The 17,213-nt window shown below is 72.7% G+C and carries 15 protein-coding genes; 9 read left to right on the top strand and 6 right to left on the bottom strand.

From position 1 onward, the window contains the following. Positions 1–530: 530 nt before the first annotated feature. From lanKC to B1H29_RS35345, 4 genes are all read left to right on the top strand, one after another. Entirely contained in the window at positions 531–3,149 is a 2,619-nt protein-coding gene (lanKC, locus tag B1H29_RS35360) for a class III lanthionine synthetase LanKC (protein WP_055420102.1), read from the top strand. Positions 3,150–3,184: 35 nt separating this feature from the next. Continuing rightward, positions 3,185–3,313 (top strand): SapB/AmfS family lanthipeptide, encoded by a 129-nt coding sequence (locus B1H29_RS35355; RefSeq protein WP_055420103.1) that lies wholly within the window; start codon positions 3,185–3,187, stop codon positions 3,311–3,313. 134 nt (positions 3,314–3,447) lie between these two features. Further along, the gene (locus B1H29_RS35350) at positions 3,448–5,244 is read left to right on the top strand and encodes an ATP-binding cassette domain-containing protein (protein ID WP_055420104.1); all 1,797 of its coding nucleotides are present in this window, start codon (positions 3,448–3,450) and stop codon (positions 5,242–5,244) included. Beyond that, on the top strand, positions 5,241–7,073 hold the full coding sequence (locus B1H29_RS35345) for an ATP-binding cassette domain-containing protein (RefSeq protein ID WP_079160647.1): 1,833 nt from the start codon (positions 5,241–5,243) through the stop codon (positions 7,071–7,073). Before B1H29_RS35350 ends, B1H29_RS35345 begins: the two co-directional genes overlap by 4 nt. 40 nt (positions 7,074–7,113) lie before the next feature. Here B1H29_RS35345 and B1H29_RS35340 read toward each other — a convergent pair whose 3' ends face one another. Beyond that, positions 7,114–7,713 (bottom strand): response regulator transcription factor, encoded by a 600-nt coding sequence (locus tag B1H29_RS35340; RefSeq protein ID WP_055420105.1) that lies wholly within the window; start codon positions 7,711–7,713, stop codon positions 7,114–7,116. A 541-nt stretch (positions 7,714–8,254) separates the two neighbouring features. Between B1H29_RS35340 and B1H29_RS35335 the strand changes: the two genes are divergently transcribed. Continuing rightward, positions 8,255–8,464, top strand: coding sequence for a hypothetical protein (locus tag B1H29_RS35335; protein WP_055420860.1), 210 nt, complete (start codon positions 8,255–8,257; stop codon positions 8,462–8,464). Between the two features lie 23 nt (positions 8,465–8,487). On the opposite strand, the gene B1H29_RS35330 is transcribed toward B1H29_RS35335, so the two are convergent. The 4 genes from B1H29_RS35330 to B1H29_RS35315 all read right to left on the bottom strand — a co-directional run bounded on the left by B1H29_RS35330 (position 8,488) and on the right by B1H29_RS35315 (position 11,345). Then, positions 8,488–9,477, bottom strand: a complete 990-nt coding sequence (locus B1H29_RS35330) for an MASE1 domain-containing protein (protein WP_055420106.1) — start codon at positions 9,475–9,477, stop codon at positions 8,488–8,490. A 50-nt stretch (positions 9,478–9,527) separates the two neighbouring features. Continuing rightward, complete coding sequence (locus B1H29_RS35325; protein WP_055420861.1) at positions 9,528–10,358, bottom strand: PP2C family protein-serine/threonine phosphatase; 831 nt, start codon at positions 10,356–10,358, stop codon at positions 9,528–9,530. Positions 10,359–10,641: 283 nt separating this feature from the next. Continuing rightward, entirely contained in the window at positions 10,642–11,034 is a 393-nt protein-coding gene (locus B1H29_RS35320; protein WP_055420107.1) for a VOC family protein, read from the bottom strand. Continuing rightward, positions 11,031–11,345, bottom strand: a complete 315-nt coding sequence (locus B1H29_RS35315; RefSeq protein WP_199832402.1) for an ArsR/SmtB family transcription factor — start codon at positions 11,343–11,345, stop codon at positions 11,031–11,033. Before B1H29_RS35315 ends, B1H29_RS35320 begins: the two co-directional genes overlap by 4 nt. Positions 11,346–11,753: 408 nt before the next feature. On the opposite strand from B1H29_RS35315, the gene B1H29_RS35310 reads away from it, so the two are divergent. From B1H29_RS35310 to B1H29_RS35300, 3 genes are all read left to right on the top strand, one after another. After that, entirely contained in the window at positions 11,754–12,920 is a 1,167-nt protein-coding gene (locus tag B1H29_RS35310) for an alanine--tRNA ligase-related protein (RefSeq protein ID WP_055420109.1), read from the top strand. 58 nt (positions 12,921–12,978) lie between these two features. After that, entirely contained in the window at positions 12,979–14,382 is a 1,404-nt protein-coding gene (locus B1H29_RS35305) for an SMI1/KNR4 family protein (RefSeq protein ID WP_055420110.1), read from the top strand. A gap of 142 nt (positions 14,383–14,524) precedes the next feature. Further along, complete coding sequence (locus B1H29_RS35300; RefSeq protein ID WP_055420111.1) at positions 14,525–15,484, top strand: ankyrin repeat domain-containing protein; 960 nt, start codon at positions 14,525–14,527, stop codon at positions 15,482–15,484. A gap of 50 nt (positions 15,485–15,534) precedes the next feature. On the opposite strand, the gene B1H29_RS35295 is transcribed toward B1H29_RS35300, so the two are convergent. After that, positions 15,535–16,278, bottom strand: coding sequence for a hypothetical protein (locus tag B1H29_RS35295; RefSeq protein WP_234393111.1), 744 nt, complete (start codon positions 16,276–16,278; stop codon positions 15,535–15,537). Between the two features lie 182 nt (positions 16,279–16,460). Between B1H29_RS35295 and B1H29_RS35290 the strand changes: the two genes are divergently transcribed. Beyond that, entirely contained in the window at positions 16,461–17,180 is a 720-nt protein-coding gene (locus tag B1H29_RS35290) for a haloacid dehalogenase type II (RefSeq protein WP_055420113.1), read from the top strand. The last annotated feature ends 33 nt before the right edge of the window (positions 17,181–17,213 follow it).

The following is a 17,213-nucleotide window of genomic DNA, read 5'->3' as shown; positions in this document are numbered from 1 at the left end:
GCCGCTGCCGCACAGCGCTTCGACGGCCGAAGTGGCTGGTCGACCCGGCACCGGCGGCCCGTGTCCTGGGTGAGCTCGCCGCTCACCATCCAGAAGGCCCGACCACGCGCGGACGACTTCGGCACCGGGGCGGCTCGGGAACCTTCTCCGCGCCGGTGACCACCTGGGAGCGCCGGGGGCTGGACGGCCGGGACCGTCCCCGGCCCGGTGGGCGAGGAAGCCTGCCACGGGCCCGACGACCCGCTCGAAGCCCGGCCCGCCGCCGCCCCGGACGAAGCCGGTGACAGCCCGTCGGCACCGAACCGCCCGTGTGTGCGGAGTCACCGGACCCACCCTGCGCTGCCGCGCCCGGCACCGCACCCGTGCCGTGGTGAGGCTGTGCTGACCCGGACCGCGCGCCACGCCCGCCGGGCGAAGTTACCTGTGCGTTCCGCACGTCGGAGAGGTGACAGCGGTGACTGTCCGGGGCCCTGCGGCGCATGACAGCGTCGTGTCCGCAACGACGGGTGGACCGGATGGAGGGAGAAGGCGTGAACAAGGGCTACGCCGTGTACTGCGACGCGGACCCGCACTTCTACGACGCGCCGCATCGCACCGGCCCCGGCACCCGAGCGGCCGACACCCGGTACGCCGCGGCCGGCCTGCCCGTACCTGCGGGATGGCAGCGCGGGGAGAGCGGCGACTGGCTCGCTCTGCGCCCGCTGGACGCCGTACTGCCGCCGCAGGGTTGGAAGATCCACGTCTCCGCCTGCCTGGAGAACGCCGAATCCGTCCTGGAGCGCGTACGGCACCACTGCGTCGAGCGCGGCGTCGCGTTCAAGTTCGTGCCGAGCCGCTATCTGCTGCACCAGCGCAACGCCAAGTACGCGGACCGGGCCGGCAGCGGCAAGTTCATCACCGTGTACCCGGCGGACGAGGAGCAGTTCGAACACCTCGTGGGCGAGTTGGCCGCGCTGCTGGACGGCGAGCCCGGCCCGCACATCCTGAGCGACCTCAGGATCGGTGCCGGCCCGGTGCACGTGCGCTACGGCAGCTTCACCCGCCGCAACTGCTACGACGAGAACGGGGAGCTGCGGCCGGCCGTCGCGGACCCCGAGGGAGTACTCGTCCCCGACTTCCGCGGTCCGGTGTTCCGCGTCCCCGACTGGGTGGACGTGCCCGCCTTCCTGCGGCCCCACGTCGAGGCGCGGGCGACGGTGACGCTGACCGACATCCCGTACACCGTCGAGTCGGCGCTGCACTTCTCCAACGGCGGCGGTGTCTACCGGGCGCGGGACACCCGTACCGGTGCGGTCGTGGTCCTCAAGGAGGCCCGCCCGTACGCCGGTCTGGCGGCCGACGGTGCCGACGCGGTGACCCGGCTGCACCGCGAACGCCGGGCCCTGGAGCAGTTGTCGGGCCTGTCCTGTACGCCCGAGGTGCTGGACAGCTTCACCGTCGGGGACCACCACTTCCTGGTGCTGGAGTATCTCGACGGCAAGCCTCTCAACACCTTCTTCGCCCGTCGGCATCCGCTCATCGAGGCCGATCCCGACGACCGGCGGCTGACCGGGTACACCGAGTGGGCGCTCGATGTCCACGCCCGGGTCGAGCGAGCCGTCGAGGAGGTGCACGCACGCGGCGTGGTCTTCAACGACCTGCATCTCTTCAACATCATGATCCGCGACGACGGGCGGGTGGCCCTGCTGGACTTCGAGGCCGCCCACCGCGTGGACGAGCCGGGCCGGCAGACGGTCGCCCATCCCGGGTTCGTGGCACCGCCCGGCCGACGGGGCACCGCTGTGGACCGTTACGCGCTGGCCTGCCTGCGCCTGGCCCTGTTCCTGCCGCTGACCAGTCTGCTTGCCCTGGACCGGCGCAAGGCGGAGCACCTCGCCGACGTGGTGGCACGGCAGTTCCCCGTGGACCGCGCCTTCCTGGACGCGGCGCTCGACGAGATCGCCGACGCTTCCGGTCGGCGACCGGCGGCACGACCGGCGACCGAGCACTTCGTCCCCGTGGCACCGGGTGACTGGCCCCGCAGCCGGGACTCGATGACGGCGGCCGTCCGCGCGGCGGCCACTCCTTCGCGCGAGGACCGCCTCTTCCCCGGCGACGTCGCTCAGTTCGCCACCGCGGGCGGAGGGCTCTCGTTCGGATACGGAGCGGCCGGTGTGCTGTACGCCCTGGCCGAGAGCGGGGCGGAGCGCGACGAGGGCGAGGAGCAGTGGCTGCTCGACCGGACCAAGGAACCGCCCTCGGGGATGCCGCTCGGCTTCCACGACGGGATCGCGGGAGTCGCCTGGACCCTGGACCACCTCGGTCATCGGGCCCGGGCGCTCGACCTCACCCGGTTGCTCCTCGAGCATCCCTTCGACGACCTCGCCGCGGACCTCCACAGCGGGACGGCCGGAGTGGGCCTGGCGCTGGACTCCCTGGCCGCCTCCACCGGCGACGCCGCCCTGCACCACGCGGCCGTGCGGTGTGCCGAGCTGAGCGCCCGGTGCCTGCGGGCCGGCACTCCGGGCCGGGGGCCCGAAGGCCGGGCCCGGGCCGGTCTGCTGCACGGCGCGACGGGCAGCGCCCTGTTGTTCCTGCGCCTGTACGAACGCACCGGTGACACCGGTCTGCTGGACCTCGCGGGCGTCGCACTGCGCCAGGACCTCGCGCGCTGCGTCCGTGGCGCGGGGGGTGCCCTCCAGGTGGACGAGGGCTGGCGCACCATGCCGTACCTCGGTGCCGGCAGCGTGGGCATCGGCATGGTGCTCGACGACTACCTGGCACACCGCGCCGACGAGCGGTTCGAGCGGGCCCGGGACGAGATCGTGCGCGCGGCCCAGGCCATGTTCTACGCCCAGCCGGGGCTCTACCGCGGTGTGGCCGGCATGGTGCTGTACCTCGGCCGTACGACGGCCACCGGGCCGGGCACGGGGGCAGCGGCCGTCCGGCGCCAGATCGACGCGCTGACCTGGCACGCCATGTCCTACCGCGGCCACCTCGCCTTCCCTGGCGAGCAGATGATGCGCCTGTCCATGGACCTCTCCACCGGAACGGCCGGATGCCTGCTGGCCGTCGCGTCCGTCCACGGCGACCGGCCCGCCGGCCTGCCGTTCCTCCCACCGCCGCGGCAGGAGCCGCGGCCCACGAGCCGGTCCCGTACGGGGCCGTGAAGAGAACACCCGTTGCCGTACGAAGGGAAGAGCACATGAACCTGTTCGAGATGCAGTCGATGGAGACCCCCAAGGAAGAGGCCATGGGCGACGTGGAGACCGGCAGCCGCGCGAGCCTGCTGCTCTGCGGCGACAGCAGCCTCAGCGTCACGACGTGTAACTGACGTCGCAGCCGGCCCGCCGCGAGTATCGCGGCGGGCCGCACGCTTGGGTACCGGCGCCCGGCCGCACCGCCCGGGCGCCGGTACCGCGCCTCGTCGCCGCCCGCGGACGGCACGACCACGAGGAGGGGGAGCCGGTGGGAACCACCCCGGACCGACGGCAACCGACGCGTCCGACGCACGGCTCGCCCGGCACCGGCCCAGGACGGGTGCCCGAACTGCTGGTCCTGGTGTGCTCGGTGGCGGCGGCAGCGGTCGCCGTCGTCCAGCCCCTCGTCCTGGGCCGCACTCTGGACCTGCTGCTGCACGACGGCGCCGCCGGCCGCTGGCTCGCGGCGAGCGCCGCACTGCTCGTCGGCGAGGTTCTCCTCGACGGTCTCACCGCGCTGCTCACCGGCCGGTGCACCGCCGACTGGACGGCCTCGATCCGCTCGCGTGCTCTCAGCGGTCTGCTGCACGCCGTGCCGGAACTGGCCCGCCCCTATTCTCCCGGAGACGTCGCGACCCGGCTGACGCTCAACGCCTCCGACGCGGGCGCCGCGCCGGCTGCCAGGGCGGCACTCGCGGCCTCGCTCCTGACTCCGTCCGGCGCGCTGGTCGCACTGGCCGTCGTCGACGTGTGGGTCGCCGTATGTGTGCTGGCCGGACTACCGGCCCTGGTACTGGTGTTGCGGGCGTTCGCGCGAGACACGGGGGTTTCGGTCGGGGCCTATCAGCGGGTCCAGTCGGACATCGCCTCCCGGCTGCTGGAGACGATGGAGGGCGCGGAAACCATCGCCGCCGCCGGGACCGCCGCGCGCGAACGCGAGCGCGTGCTCCGCCCACTGGCCGAACTCGGCACGCTGGGCGCACGCATGTGGAAACTGCACGGAAAGGCGTTGGCCACCGGCGGTGTCCTCGTCCCGCTGCTGACGGTGGCCGCCACCGCGGTGGGTGGCCTGCGGCTCGGCTCGGGTGCCCTGAGCGTCGGCGAACTGCTGGCGGTGTGCCGGTACGCGCAGTTGGCCGCGGGGTTCGGCGGGGCCGCCACTCTGGTCGGCGCGCTGGTGCGGGGCCGCGCGGCGCGCGAGCGCACCACGACGCTGGAACGCCTGCCCGCCCTGTCCTACGGAACCCGGTCCCTGCCGCCGGGAGGCCCGGGTGCCCTCGAACTGCGCGGGGTACGGGTCCAGCGGGAGGGAACGGAAGTCCTGCGGGCGGACCACGTGGCGGTGCCGGGCGGCCTGACCGCCGCGGTCGTGGGGCGCAGCGGCGCCGGCAAGTCCGTCCTGGCCGCCGTCGCCGGCCGGCTGATCGATCCCGACCAGGGCCAGGTCCTGCTGGACGGCACGCCTCTCGATCTTCTGACCCGCTCCTGCCTGCGTGCCGAGGTCGGTTTCGCCTTCGCGCGTCCGGTACTGGGCGACCGCACCGTCGCCGAGGCCGTGGCGGCCGGACCGCGCACCGTGTCACCCCACCAGGTTCAGGAGGCGATTCGCCTCGCGGACGCCGAAGCCTTCGTACGCCGGCTTCCGCGGGCCTACGACACCCCGCTCGCCGACACGCCCCTTTCCGGCGGCGAGTACCAGCGGCTGGGCCTGGCGCGGGCCTTCGCCCACGCGGGCAGGCTGCTGGTGATGGACGACGCGACCTCCAGCCTCGACACGGCCACGGAGCACGCGGTGGAACAGGCTCAGCGCCGCTCGCCCCAAGCCGCCACACGACTGGTCGTGGCGCACCGCCCGTCGGTCGCGGCCCGGGCCGATCTCGTGATCTGGCTGGACGACGGCCGGGTGCGGGCGGTGGACACCCATCGGCGCCTGTGGGAGGAGGCGGCCTACCGGGCGGTGTTCGGTACGAGGGAGAACGGTGTCGGGCCGTCGCCCACCGAGGACCGCCCTGACGGGCGCCGTGGCGGACGGACCGCCGTTCTGCGCGAAGGGACACGACCGTGACATCCACCGACGAACGGCGTGCGGGGAAGCGCCGGCGTGGCTCGGGGCCCGGGCCCCTGCGCCGGGTCGGCCCGTCCGCCCGCCGTTTCCTGGCCGGACGCAAGACGGTCCTCGTGCGGCTCGCGGGATGGTCACTGGCCGAGTCGGCACAGACGTTCGTGGTCGGTTACGGCGTCGCCCAGGCCGTCGACCGGGGGTTCCTCGCCGGTGACACCCTCACGGGTCTCGGCTGGCTCGGGGTGGCCGCCTGCGCCGTGGTGCTCGGCGCGCCCGTGGTCAGGGGCGTCTTCGCGCAACTGGCCGGGCTGACGGAACCGCTGCGCGACGGGCTCGTGCGGCGGGCGGTCGACCAGTCCATGGCCCGCGCCCTGTCCCGCCCCGGCGGCGGGGACCGCGCCGCCGTCTCACGGCTCACGAACCAGGTCGAGATCGTGCGGGACAGCTTCGCCGGGCTCGTCCTCACCGTCCGCTCGTTCGTGTTCACCGCGGCCGGAGCGCTCGTGGGGCTGTTCTCGCTGGACCCGGCGCTCCTGGTCGTCGTCCTGCCGCCACTCGCCGGCGGCCTGGCCCTGTTCCTGGCGACGCTGCGGCCCATGGCGGCGGCGCAGCGGCGGGCTCTCACCGCGGACGAGGCACTGGGCGATCACGTCACCCGGACCCGTGGAGCGCTGCGTGACCTCACCGCCTGCGGCACCCAGCCGGAGGCGGCACGAAGCGGAGCACGACTCGTGGCGGACGCCGCCGCCGCGTCCCGGGTCCTCGCCCGCTGGGCCGCGGTGCGCACCCTCGCCCTCGGCGTCTCGGGACAGCTCCCCGTACTGCTCCTGCTGGTCGCCGTGCCCTGGCTGCGCGACAGGGGGGTCACGACCGGCGCCCTGCTCGGAGCGTTCACCTACCTCGCCCAGGCTCTGCTGCCCGCCCTGCACACCCTCATGACCGCGATCGGCGCTGCCGGCACCCGGCTGCTCGTGGTCCTGGACCGCTTCACCGCGCCGCAGGCGCACCCGTCCGTCACCGGTGCGGCGCCGCGTACGCCCCTGCCCGGGCGTGCCGGGCCGCCGCAGCAGGGCCGCTCCTCGCTCCCGCCGGCTCCGCCGCCGTCGCGGCAGGTCCCCGCCGTGGAACTGAGCGCGGTGACCGCGGGCTACGGCGCCCGGACGGAGCCGGTCCTCGACGCGCTGGATCTGCGCGTCGAGGAAGGCGAGCACCTGGCCGTCGTCGGTCCCAGCGGCATCGGCAAGTCGACCCTCACCCGCCTCGTCGCCGGGATGTTCGCGCCGAGGAGCGGAGTGGTTCGGGTGAACGGCCGAACGGTCGCCGGCCGCAGTGCGGCGGAACTCGCCGCACTGCGCGTCCTGGTGCCCCAGCAGGCGTACGTCTTCACGGGTTCGGTCCGGGACAACCTCGCCTACCTGCGGCCGGACGCCTCCGCGGCGGACGTCGAGGCCGCCGTGCGAGACCTCGGAGCGGCCCCTCTCGTCGAGCGTCTGGGAGGGCTCGACGCGCCGCTGCGCCCCGACGACCTCTCGCAGGGCGAGCGGCAACTGATCGTCCTGGCGCGCGCTCACCTGTCCACGGCTCGACTGCTCCTGCTCGACGAGGCGACCTGCCATCTCGACGCGGCGTCCGAGGCACGTGCCGAGGCGGCGCTCGCACGGCGGCCCGGAACGCTTCTCGTCGTGGCGCACCGCATGTCGTCCGCGGTCCGGGCCGACCGGATTCTGGTGCTGGACGGCGTCCGGGCGGCCCACGGAACGCACCGGGAACTCCTGGAGCGGTCCCCCCTCTACCGCGACCTGGTGGGGCACTGGAGCCGGACCCGGGCATGACCCGCGAGCCGTGCTCTCGCGCACGCGTGCCCCGCCGCCGTCACATCCAGCCGGAGTTCTGCACGATGCGGATCGCGTCCACGCGGTTGCGCGCCCCGACCTTCCGGATCGCGCTGGCCAGGTAGTTGCGGACGGTCCCCCGGGACAGATGCAGGCACGCGGCGATCTCGGCGACGGAGGCCCCCTGCGACGCCTGGAACACGACGCTCAGCTCACGGGCCGTCAGCGGCATCTCGGAGGCCCGCAGCAGTGCGACGGTGAGCCGCTCGTCGAGGAACCGCTCCCCCTTGGCCACCGTGTGCACCGCGGTGATCAGCCGCTCCGAGGAGGCGTCCTTGTCCACGAAGCCGAGCGCTCCGGCGTCGAACGCCTTGCGCAGCACACCCGGCCGCTCCGGTGCGGCGAGGACGACCAGCCGCGCCCCGCACCGGTCCCAGAAGGGTGCTGGGCCGGCGTCGCTCGGCGATCCTTCCAGACAGTCGCCGTCGACCACGCACACTTCCGCGGGTAAGTCGTTGCCGTCCGGGTCCTCACCGCGGGAGGGCATGGACGACACCTCGAGTCCGTCGGCGGACCGCAGCAGTTGCACCAGCGCCGACCGCAGCAGCGTCGCGTCGTGCACCACAAGAACACGGACCATCTACAACCCCCTACTTTCCCCGGCCGCCCCCGGGCCGCCGGGCTCGTCCCCCAGTCAGTCCCCAGCCGTCTGCCCCCGGGCGCCGCGGAGGAAGCACGGCACTCGATCACGCCGGGACCGCACCGACGTCAACGCGCCGTTCTCAGCGCCGTCAGGAGGGGGAGGCCGATGCGGAACCCGGGCCGGAACACGTCCGTGGCCCGTGCGCGGTCCCGCGGCGCCGCTCCGTTGAGAGTGCGCCCATGGGCTGTTCACATCACGCTTGGCGGTACCGGACGGCCGGCGGACAGCGCGGTGCGGCGAGCCGACGCCTTGCGTCACGGGAGTGTCACAGACCGAAAACAGGCGAAGTGAATGTGGCCCGAATGTCCCGCTCGTCTCCCCGCCGCGCGGCCGTCCGGCGCAGCGGTGCCGCGGCGTTTCGGGGGCGGGGCCATAAGGGTGGCCGGAGGCCGTGTCGAACGGCCGCCGCGGACCCGGTCGGCCATCCTGAGCCGGAAGCGGCGCCCTTCCCCACGATGACACGATGAGGAGCATGGCCATGCCGACGGACCCGGTTGCACGTTTCCTGGCGGCTCTGGACCCGGATCACCGGGACGCCGTAAGCGCGAGGCCTCGCGAGGAACAGGAACGACTGGCGGAGGACTGGGAACGGGAGCTCTCGACGGACACCGATCTCGACACCCTCGACGAGTTGTCCCCGTCGGCGGCGGAGGCAGAGGCCGCCCGGCGTGTCCTGGGCGAGCGCTGATCCCGTCCTGCCACCGCCTTCGCTCACCCGGCGCCCCGGCCGGGCGGCCCCGTGTTCCCGGAACCCCCGGCGTTCAGATGCTGCAACGCCTCGACCAGTTCGTGGCAGGCCCGTTCCACCGACCGTCTGGTGTTGATCTGTTCCGTGATCACGGCGGACAGCAGGAGGGCGGTCAGGCCCAGGGTCCCGTTGAACGCCTGAAGCTTCATCATCGTCTCGATGTCGGTCAGCGCGCCGAAGGAACCGGCCTCGTCCCTGGCGGCGACGGTGGTCATCACGGAGGCGTACAGGGCGCACGGCATGCCGCCGGCGAGCTGGAAACGCAGCGCGGCCCAGATCAGCAGCGGATACACCAGGAACAGGACGCTGATCGAGCTGTACGTGACGACCGGCACCAGGACGCACACGACGAGGGCGAGACCCACGGCCTCGCCCCATCGGCCGGACGGGGGTGACCGGCGGGCCCGGTGCAGCAGAAGCAGCAGCGGAGTGACGAGCACGACGCCCATGGCGTCACCCACCCACCACGCCAGCCAGACGAGCCAGAAGTCGTCGGCGGCGAGTTTGTCCGTGAGGACGAGCATGCCGACGCCCACGCCCGAGCTGATCAGCATGGCGGTCAGCGCTCCGAGGAACACGAGCGCCACACCGTCGCGCAAGCGGCTCAGGCTCACCCGGAACCCCACCGCGCGCAGCATCAGAAGGGCGCACACGGGCGCGATGGTGTTGCCGAGCACGATCCCGGCGGCGGACAGGCGGGGAGCGGTCAGCGACGCGACCACCAGCAGGGCACCGAGGGCGATACCGGGTGCGCACCGCAGTCCGAACAGCAGCAGACAGGCCACCGCGACACCGGTCGGCGGCCAGATGGGCGTGACCACCGCGCCGTCCGCGACCAGTTGCTGCGAGAGCCCCAGTCGTCCCGCCACGTAGTAGCAGACGGAGACGAGCAACGTCTCGCCGACGAAGACGACCGGTCGCGGCCAAGCCCGGATACCCACCACAGCAGCCATCAGACACCGGCGCCGGCGCATCAGCGAGGTGAGCCGTGCGTCGTCCCGCCCTACGGCGTAACAGCACGCCCGTCGTGGCCGACGACGAGCACGGCCGCGTCGTCCTCGTGTCCCACCAGCTCGGCGTTCTTGAGCACGGCGGCCGCGAGCGAGTGCGCGTCCATTCCGGCGACGGCGGCGACGCCCGCCAGCCGCACGACCCTTTCGAGCCCTTCGTCGACGCTCAGGGAAGGCCCCTCCACCACGCCGTCCGTGAGCAGCACGAAGACCCCGCCCGTCGTGAGCCGGTACCGGGTCACGGGATACTCGGCCCCCTCCAGGACGCCCAGCGGTGGCCCCCCTTCGTCCTCGGAGACCTCCGCCTTGCCGTCCGCCGTGGCCCACACGCAGGGGACGTGTCCGGCCCGCGCGCTCTCCAGGACGCCGGTGACAGGGTCGAAGCGCATGAAGGTGCAGGTGGCGAAGAGGTCCTTGTCCAGGGTGAGGAGAAGGTCGTTGGTACGGGCGAGCAGGTCGCCGGGCTCACTCGTCACGGAGGCGAGGGCGCGCAGGCCCACGCGGATCTGCCCCATGAAGGCCGCCGCGTCGATGGCGTGGCCCTGGACGTCTCCGACGGAGAGGCCGAGACGGCCGTCGGGGAGCACGAAGGCGTCGTACCAGTCACCGCCCACGTTGAGTCCGGCGTACGCGGGCGAATAGCAGGCGGCCAGGTGGAACCCGGGTACCGCGGGCAGGTCCGCGGGGAGCATGTCACGTTGGAGCGCGATCGCCAGCTCCACCTGGGACCGGCGCAGCTCAGCGAGCTCCCGTGCCTGAGTGGTGAGCGATGCCAGCCGGGCCAGCAGCTCTTCACCGTCGGGTGCGGGACGCTTGCGGAACATCGACCACTCCCGGGCCATCCGATCCGCCGGTCCTCGCGGCGGCGCCTGAGAAGGCGGACAGTCCAAGTCTCTCATTCGCCTCGCAACAGGGCATACCGAACTCGAACCGACCGGAAACAGGGGCTGGTTTCCAGATCAACTGGGTTGGCCTTCCCTCCGGAGACGCACTCGCCGTACTCGACCAGGGCATCCCGTTCGACTGCCCGCACGACGCGCACGAGGCGACTCGGGCCGCCTGATCAGAGACCCGGTACGGAGGGAAGAGACCCGGCCGGCAGCCCACTCACCGCGGCTGCGTCGCGATCTGGATGAGGTTGCCGCAGGTGTCGTCGAGGACGGCGGTGGTGACGGGGCCCATTTCCAGGGGTTCCTGGGTGAAGTGAACGCCCAGGCCGCGCAGGCGCTCGTACTCCGCCCGCACGTCGTCGACGGCGAACTGGGCCAGCGGGATGCCGTCCTCGACGAGCGCGTCGCGGTAGGCCTTGACGGCCGGGTGGCCGGCGGGCTCCAGGAGGAGTTCGGTGCCGTCGGGCTCGTCGGGCGACACGACGGTCAGCCACCGGTCCCGCTCCCCCACCGGCACGTCGTGCTTCTTCACGAAACCGAGAATCTCGGTGTAGAAGTGCAGAGCCTTGGCCTGGTCCTCGACGAAAACGCTGGTCAGATGGATCTTCACGGGGTGCTCTCTTCCGGTGCGGAGGTGTCGGGCATGGTGTCGGGCACGAGCCATCGCTCGGTGATTTGCCGCAGCGGGGCCGTGTTCAGCTCGTGGAACTTGTAGCGGCCCTCCCGCCGGGTCTCGACCAGCCCGGCGGCCTCCAGCACGGCCAGGTGCTGGGAGACCGCCTGACGCGAGATGCCGAGCCGGTGCTTCATGCTCAGTCGCGAACAGATCTCGAACAGTGTCTGTCCGGACTTCTCGGCAAGCTCGTCGAGGATGGTGCGGCGGGTCCGGTCGGCCAAGGCTTTGAAAAGGTCGTCGGCCACGACCACAGGATAGGCAAGCATCCGCTTGCCTATCAAGTCGGGGTTCCGCCCGGGTGTCGGAGGGCGGCGCGCCGGCCGTGGAGCGCCGGCCCGAGGGCTCGGCCGCCGAAGGCGCATCGCGGAAGCGGGGGCGGTCCTGGACCGTCCGAGGGCGCGATATTCAAGTGCCCGGGGTGGGCGGAACACGTTATCTTCCTCGGCATGAACGTCATCGGCCGAAGCGTCTTCGCGACCGCGCGAGCGACCAGCTCGCCGGTTGCCGCCGCCTGACCTTCTCCCCTCCCCCACCGGCGACCGGAAACGGCCCGCCGGTGGTCCCGTGGCGTTCCGACGCCCTCGCTCCAGTGTGACGACCACGCGGTCCGCTCTCCGGTGCCTCTCCCACCGCTACGCGAAGGAGTCACCCTCATGGACACGGAGCGCATCGTCCGCACGTTCGTCGAGTACTACGAGGAACTCGGTCATCGCCGGATCAGCGGTTCGACACTGCTGCCGCCACCCGGCGACACCGTGCTGTTCACCACCTCCGGCATGCATCCGATCACCCCGTATCTGGAGGGCCGCCCACACCCACTGGGCCGGCGGCTGGTCAACGTACAGCGCTGTCTGCGCACCACGGACCTGGACGAGGTCGGCGACAGTACGCACCTGACGGTCTTCGAGATGCTGGGCACCTGGTCGCTGGGCGACTACGGGGGCTCGCGGAGTCTCGACTGGGGCTACCGGCTGCTCACCGAGGGGCTGGGGGTCGATCCGGGCCTGCTGCACGCCACCGTGTACGGCGGTGGTGACCAGGTCGGACCGGACACCGCTTCCCTGCGCCGGTGGCAGGAGCACGGGGTTCCCGTGGAGCTCACGGTGGAGGACAACTGGTGGTCGAACGGGCCGGTCGGCCCGTGTGGGCCCGACTCGGAGATCTTCCTGTGGACCGGTGACACCCCGCCCCGGTCGACACCCACCCGCGACGAGCGCTGGGTGGAGGTGTGGAACCACGTGATGATGCACCATCGCCGACTCGACGACGGCCGCCTCGTGCCGCTCCCCCAGCGCAACGTCGACACCGGGCTCGGCCTCGAGCGCCTCGCCTCACTGCTGCAGGGCAAGTCGTCGGTGTTCGAGTGCGATGTCTTCGAGCCCTGGCGGCGTGTCGTGCCGTCCCTGTGGCCACTGGACGAACCGTCACTCCGCCTGGTCCACGACCACCTCCGCTCGGCCGTCGTGGTCGTCGGCGACGGGGTCCTCCCCGCCAGCACCGGACGGGGTTACGTGTTGCGCCGCCTGGTACGGCGGGTGCTCACCGTGCTGTGGCGGGACGATCCGTCGCGCAGTCTCGGAGACCTGCCGGACGAGTTGGTCTCGCACACCCTCGACCGCTTCCGGCAGGAGGGCGACCCCGGCCACGTGCGTCGGCTGCTGGTGGAGGAGGAAGACCGGTTCGGCCGGCTCATGGAGCGCGGCCGGAAGGTGCTGGCCCGGCTCCGGTTCCGGGGTCCTCTCGGGGATGACGACTTCCATTACCTGCACGACACCCACGGGCTGCCGCGCGACCTGGTGATGCGCCTGCGGGAGGAGTGAGGGTGCGCGCGGCGGGCCCTGGCGCTTCGATGTCGGTGGCCCCGCGTACGGTCTGCGCATGGTTGACCGGACCCTTTCCCCGAGTTCGTTGCACGACTTCTCGACCTGGGAGCCCGTGCTGCGGCTGCTGCGGGACGGCAGCACCCGGGAAGCGACCGCTTCCTCACCCCTGCGGGTGACGGGACGCATCGGTCTGCACGGCTGGAGTCTGCCTCTGCGACGACGGGCGCTCCCGAGCGGGCGGACCGCGCCGGCGGCGGACACGCGGGCCGAGACCGAGGCGGTGGAGCGTGTGCGTGACGCGCTCGCGGACGCCGGACTCGACGACATCTCGTTCACGACGAAGATCACGCCGACCGGGGAGGCGGCGATCCGCCTGCTGGCGCGCAGCCCCGCCGTGGAGTCGGGCCTCGGCCCGCATCCGGGCGCGCTCCTGCTGGTCGAGGGCGCCGTTCCGCAGCCTTGGCGCTGTCTGCCCGAGCCCGTGCCCGGGGCGGTGGCGGCCGCTTCGGCGGACCCCGCCCTGCTGGAGCGGACACTGCGTGAGCGGTTGCCCGACGCCATCGGCGCGTCCGAGACGGAGATGGCGGCCGCGGAAGCACGTCTCGGCGTCGCCCTGCCCGAGGAGCTCAAGGCGCTCTACCGGGTGACACGGTCGCTGTGGGAGGACTGGGGCGACGACCATGAGGCACCGGCACGGGAGTGCGCCGCGGTCGGCTGCGAACTCTTCCCGCTGGACGGCCTGTACATAGCCGACGCGTCGTCACGCCACTGTTCCTGGACGTTCGCGGCGAAGGAGGCGGTCGTCACCCCGCCCGACGCCGCGGTCCAGGGCCTGGTCGGTTCACCCGGCTGGATCGTTTTCGGGGACAACGGCGGCGGCGACCGGCTGGCGGTCGACCTGACGCCCGCCCCGCGCGGACACATCGGGCAGATCATCATGATCGGCCACGAGGAGAACATCGGCGCCGCACTGGTCGCGGACTCGCTCACCGACCTCGTGACGGGCCGGCTCGGCGACCCCCGTGGCGGCGCCCGCGAAGACCGGCCGCCGGCCGTCGCCCACGTCAACGTCCGCAGCCTGCCCAGCATCGAGGCCGCCGCGCACCCCGGTCTGGAGGTGCTGTCCATCGGCGTGTGGGACGCCGAGCCGCTCAGCCTCGCCCCGGTCGTCGGACTGCCCCGGCTGCGGACGCTCGCCGCCTATCCCGGTACGCTCACGGATCCGCTGGAGATCGCCGGACTCACCGCACTGGAGTACCTGGAGGTCGGCCCGGAGGAATGGCGCGTCCTTCTCGACGCGGGAGCCGTGCCACGGGGTCTGTCGGCCGCCGCCGTCAAGGTGCACGGTGACGAGGACGTGGTGCCCGTCGGGGCCGTCGTCAACGAACTCCTGGCCCTCTGGGGCCGGCCCCAGATCATCCGCACCCTCCTCCGGGGCGACCTCGGCCCCGTGCCATAGCCGCTCCCGTCACCGCCGTGGCCGGAGAGCGCTCCGACCGTGGCCTCGGCGAAGCGGTGCGGAGGGGCGTTGTCAGACCTGTCTGCGAGTGTGTGGGGTGGGAGGGCTCGGGTGCGGCCCTCGGACCGGTGCTGGAGGGGGCATGGTGACGACGCAGGGTGACGGCTGGGCAGGCGTGGGATGGGACTGGAAGGACTACGACGACATCCGTCGTCGCCTGGACCGGGGCGCCGACCCGGAGACGTGGAGCGGGGGCCGCCCCCTGCACCGGGCGGCGGACTACGGCTCCCCGGAGGTGGTGGCGGAGCTGGCCCGGCGGGTCGCGGACGTGGACGCGCTGGAGAACGGTGTGACGGCGTTGTGGGAGGCCGTCGTGAACGGCAGGCCGGACAACGCGCGTGCCCTGGCCGCCGCCGGGGCCGATCCGTGGCGGCGGTCGCTCGGCGGCTGGTCACCGGGGCGGCTGAGTCTGGCAGGGCCGACTCCGGACCTGTTCACCGTGCCGCCCGGTGAGCGCCTGACCGACGCGGAGCGTGCGGCGGCCGAGGAGGGCCGGCGGCTCGTCGAGGCACTGGGCACCTTCCACTACGACGGCACGGGTCTGGCCTGCGTGGCAGGGATCGACGCGGCGGAGGCGGTGCGCCGTCTGGGAGCCACGCCGGCGCGGAGCGAGGTGATCGACGAACTGCTGGAGGACCCGTACGCGTACGACATGGACGAGAGCTTGCGGATCGTCGGAGTGACTTCCGTACCGGGTGGCTGCGTCGTCACCCAGCCGTGGGGGTACGCACCGCAGATGCCGGGCGTGCTGACCCGGCTGTCCGCCGGAACCGTCTGCTACGGCCTGTACGCGAACCCCAAGAGCGGCAACCAGGGCAGCATCGCCCGCGACGGGTCCGTCGAGGGCTGGGATCTGCACCCGGGGGGTGGACCGTACGAGAACGACACGTCCGAGGAGGTCCTGGCCTCCTACCTGTACCGGTACAACGCGGTGGCCTTCTCGTGTTCCTTCGCCGGGCTGCGCCTGACCGACGCGCGCGCGGTCACCGGGCCCGCCGATCTCTGGGTCCGACTGCCGCACCGCGGCTACTGGCAACGGTGACCGGCGGGACCGGCCGCCGCGCCACCGGCCTCGCTGCCGCCGGCGTACCTTCACCGGGGCGACGCCGGCGGGGTTCCCAGGTCCTCCGACCGCATCAGCCGCAGGAACGCCCTCACCCCGCTGATGATCTCCTCGTTCGTCGTCAGCCGGTTCACCGTGGACTCGAACTCCCGGCCGAGGGCGGTGATCCTGCGGTCGGTGTCATCGGCCCGGGCGTACACCGACGCGGTCAACGCGTCCATGGTGCGGCGCAGTTCGGCGAGAACGCGATACTGCTCCTCCGCCTTTCCCTGCAGCACCTCCGCGCCCCGTGCCACCCGGTCCACCTCGCCCTTGAGCCGCACCACGTCGTCCCGGGGGTACGTCACATCCCGCAACAGCGTCCCGAGCCGCCGCCGTACCTGCCCGAACCACGCGCCCGCGGGCCGGAAAACCGTGCTGAGCAGGAACAGCCCGGCGGTCCAGTAGCCCAGTCGCTCCCCCGTCGCGCTCGCGACGGCCAGCACCGCCCCCGCGGTGACCAGGTGTCCCGCCACGGCCGTCCGCAGCATGATGCGGGCGATCCGGGACGCCTCCGTGTCGCGCACGGGCGACACGTCGATTCCCCTCTCCCGGCTGACCGTGATCTCGGCCAGCACCGAGTGCGCCCGGAAGTACATGTTCCACGGAAGGGTGAGCAGCACCAGCAACCACAGCAGCGCCAGCACTCCCGCCGCCGCCGTCAGTACGGTCGCCAACGGCGCGCCCACCGCGTAGGCGAGCACGAGCGCCCCGGTGATTGTCCCGACGGCCACCGCGCCGGCCACGACCTTCCCCACATCGGCCCCCAACTCTCGTAAGCCCGGGCGTCCATGGTCGGGGCACGGGATTTCCTGGACCTGAGTACGCGTACTCATTTCCCGGGAATCCCGTGGTCCGCAGTCGCGTTCGGCCAACAGACAGCTTCCCGCCCCCGCTCAGCACAGGAGACGCCGCCATGTCAGAGCCGGAGATCGATGCCGTCGTGTTCGACGTGCTCGGCACCCTCGTCGACGAACCCGGCGGCATCCGCGCCGGTATTCGTGCGCTCGACCCGTCTCTCGACGACTCCGGGGTCGAACAGCTTCTGTCGCTGTGGCAGCGGCACATCGACCGCGAGCAACGTCGCATCGTCGCCGGGGTGCGCCCCTACCTCACGAGCGACCTCCTCGACCTGGAGGCCGCCCGGCTCGTCGCCGATGCCGTCGGAGTCGGCGACCCGGCCGCCGTAGCGGCGCTGGCCCGGGCGGGTCGCAGGCTCACGCCGTGGCCCGACACCGTGGCGGGGCTCGCCCGACTCGCCGAACGGTTCCCGCTGATCGGGCTCTCCAACGCGAGCCGGGCGGCGCTGCTGGACATCAACGCCCATGCCGGACTGCGCTGGCACCAGGCCCTGTCCGCCGAGGACGCCCGGACCTACAAGCCGGACCCGGCGGTCTACCGACTGGCCGTCTCCGTTTCGGGACGACCGCCCGAGCGACTCCTGATGGTGGCGGCCCACGCCTGGGATCTGCGCGCGGCACAGGAGCTCGGCCTGCGCACCGCCTACGTCGCCCGTCCCGTCGGCGACCCACCCGCGCCCTCGGACCGCTTCGACCTGCGCGCCGACGGCCTCGCCGCCCTGGCCGACCTGCTCGATCAGGCCCGGGGACGGGGTCGGCGGGGCCCGCGGTCGTAGAATCCGCGTGTTCCGGGGCCGGGGGGCCTCGAT

Source organism: Streptomyces pactum, from assembly GCF_002005225.1.
GTDB classification, from domain to species: domain Bacteria; phylum Actinomycetota; class Actinomycetes; order Streptomycetales; family Streptomycetaceae; genus Streptomyces; species Streptomyces pactum_A.
The sequence above is the reverse complement of the archived record's forward strand: the minus strand, read 5'-3'. Positions and strand labels throughout refer to the sequence as shown.